Below are 2,802 nucleotides of genomic sequence, written 5' to 3'. Positions count from 1 at the left end.
CAGAATCAAAAGATCGCAGCCTTCGGCAGCTCCTACATTGGGATCAATGGGCGCGGTCGAGGCCTGCGAGCAATGCGCTGTCGCGGCTGTAGATGTCCGGCGCGTAACGCACGTGGCCATCGTCGCCGACTTGCGCGGTCCAGTAGGTCATCAGGATCGGCACCGGTGCCGACAGGCGGAACTCGTGGGTGGTGCCGGTGGCCAGCAAGGTTTCGGTGCGGGCCTTTTCCGCCGGGCTCAGCAGCAGGTCGCGCAGTTGCATCGGGTGTTCGACGCGCACGCAGCCGGAGCTGAACGCTCGTGGGCCTTTGTCGAACAGTGCCTTGCTCGGCGTGTCATGCAGGTACACCGAGAACGGATTGGGGAAGCGTATGACCATTTGCCCCAGCGGGTTGCGCGGCCCGGCATCCTGACGCAACAGGATGTTGCCCGGGTTGTCCCAGTCGATGTCCGCTGCCGCCAGAGGCTGGCCGTTGGCGTCGAGTACTTGCAGGTTCTGGCGGCTGAGAAAGGTCTGATCCTTGCGGATCGCCGGCAGCTTGTCTTCCTTCCAGATGGTCGGCGGCACGGTCCAGGTCGGGTTCAGGGTCAGGCGCGTGACGCGAGATTTGAGTAACGGCGTCTGGCGTTCGGCCCGGCCGACCTGGGTGCGGGTTTGCCACACCGGCTGGCCGCCCTGATACAGGGTCAATTCGGCGGCGGCGACGTTGACCAGCAAACCGTCGGGTTCCATGTCCTGAGCCATCCAGCGGAACCGCTCAAGGTTGACGCGCAATTGCTCGCGCCGAGTCAGCGGGCTGATGTTCAATTCGGCAATTGTCCCCGGCCCGACCACGCCGTCAGCCTGTAACGAATGATTGGCCTGGAAACTCTTCACCGCCTCCACCAGCACACCCTCGTAGGCATTGCCGGGCGTGCCGACGGCGTGGGTCAGATAGCCTTCGTTGAACAGCCGCTGGGCCAGTTCCGGCACGCGTTTGTCTTCCATCTGCGGACGCAGTAGCGGGCCGTTGCCGACCGACTGCCACTGCGGCAAGGCCTTGAGCCGTTGCGCGGCATAGAGGTGGCGCAGGTTCTGATATTGCGCAAGGCGCGGGCGAGCAAGATCGAACGCCGCAGGAATGTCCTGCATGCCCGGTACGGCGATGGCCAGCAATTCCGCCTGACGGTCGCGGGGGGTGTCATCGGCGTGCCACAGCGGCTCGAAATGCGACTGCAGCAGACGGCCGTAATGCAGATCCTGCAGGGCTTGCAGGTAGTAGTGGCTGATGTCGATGTCGGCACACAACTCGCCATCCTGCGGAGGCACTGCCGCCACCGAATAGCGTTTTGGGTTGAGGCCATCATCGGCCAACAGCTGCAATTGCCCCTGCAAAGCCTGCAATCGCCCGGACTCGCGCGCCCACACCGGCATCCAGTCCTGCTGTTCATAGAACGCCTGCATCTGCACCAGCGCCGGGCCATTGAGATGCGCGGCAACCGCCGGGCACGCCTGCGGCAGACTGAGCAAAACGGCCTGCAACGGACTCTGCGGCTCGACGGGCATTTGCGCCGCTGGCGTCGGCAGTGTCTGCAGCGGTGGCAGCGACTCCTCGGCACAAGCGACAAACGGCGCTGCGAGCAAACAAATGCTCAAGTAGCATGCGTACTTTTTGAACAACTGCTTTACTCCAATCCATGGCCGTCTTGATGACGGTCAACCTTACATCAGGTGCGCTGAACAGTCAGGCTCGATCTTCGGGCGTGGCAGGGTCGACTGGGAGTCAGGAGCCAAAGTGCCAAATGAGTAGCCAGTGAGGACACTTTATAAATGTTGACGTTTTTGCGCCGACTTCTGCTGACCACCGCGACCCTTGTCGCTGTGACCAGTCCAGCCTTTGCCGCCGGCAAGCCATCGCCGGTTCTCTTCACCAGCCTCGCGCACGCCGCGCCAGAACTCAATCCCCAGGCGCTGAAAGGTGCATTGAACGCCATGCAGTGCGCGGTCAATAACGGCGCGAAACCGTCCCGTCACCTGGCAATCATCGACTATTCGCAGCCGTCTACAGAACGCCGCTTGTGGATCTTTGACCTGAGCAAAAAGAAACTGGTGCTGCGCGACCTGGTCGCCCACGGCTCCAATTCCGGGGAAAACTTCGCCACACAATTTTCCAATGTCGAAGGCAGTTACCAGTCCAGCCTTGGCCTGTTCCGCACGCAGGAAAGCTACAGCGGCACCCACGGTTATTCGCTGCGCATGGACGGCCTGGAGGCGGGTTTCAATGACATGGCCCGCGACCGTGCCATCGTCATCCATGCCGCCAGTTACGTGAACCCGTTGTGGAGCAAGCGTCAGGGCCGCATCGGTCGCAGCCAGGGTTGCCCGGCGGTGCGTCCGCAAATTGCCAGGCAAGTGATCGACCGGCTGAAGAATGGCCAGTTCATGTTTTCCTGGTACCCCGATCAGCGCTGGCTGAAATCCTCGCCGTACCTCAACTGCCAGCCGCAGCAAGTGGCGAGCATCCTCAACACCCACGCAAGCTGACCCAGCACAAATCCTCCCTGTAGGAGCTGCGGAACGCTGCGATCTTTTGATCTTGTTTTTACAATCAACATCAAAAGATCGCAGCGTGCGGCAGCTCCTACAGGGGGATTCATTACAACTTTGTCATTCAGCTGTCGGTTTGCCGTGCGAATCGCCCAGTAGCCTGATGTTGTCCAAAACGGCGAAACCTGCTTCGAACTCTTCTTCCCCGCCCGCCATCAAACACCACTCTCCCTGTAGGAGCTGCGGCACGCTGCGATCTTTTGATCTTCGTTTTT

The 2,802-nt window shown here is 61.1% G+C and carries 2 protein-coding genes; one reads left to right on the top strand and one right to left on the bottom strand.

Features of this window, described 5'->3' with window-relative positions; all coding sequences use genetic code 11:
• Window positions 1-43 precede the first annotated feature (43 nt).
• The gene (locus EJA70_RS24285) at window positions 44-1,660 is read right to left on the bottom strand and encodes a murein L,D-transpeptidase (protein WP_158834114.1); all 1,617 of its coding nucleotides are present in this window, start codon (window positions 1,658-1,660) and stop codon (window positions 44-46) included.
• A 150-nt stretch (window positions 1,661-1,810) separates the two neighbouring features.
• On the opposite strand from EJA70_RS24285, the gene EJA70_RS24280 reads away from it, so the two are divergent.
• Window positions 1,811-2,524: a murein L,D-transpeptidase catalytic domain family protein gene (locus tag EJA70_RS24280; protein ID WP_158834111.1), complete on the top strand. Its 714-nt coding sequence runs from the start codon at window positions 1,811-1,813 to the stop codon at window positions 2,522-2,524.
• Window positions 2,525-2,802 lie beyond the last annotated feature (278 nt).

The organism is Pseudomonas sp. PB103 (genome assembly GCF_009764635.1).
In the GTDB taxonomy this organism is placed as follows: domain Bacteria; phylum Pseudomonadota; class Gammaproteobacteria; order Pseudomonadales; family Pseudomonadaceae; genus Aquipseudomonas.
Note: the sequence above shows the minus strand (reverse complement) of the source record. Positions and strands in the feature narration are given on the sequence as shown.

Coding starts and splice junctions, on each gene's coding strand:
- EJA70_RS24280 (WP_158834111.1), top strand. CDS start 1,811: ATGTTGACGTTTTTGCGCCGACTTCTGCTGACCACCGCGACCCTTGTC.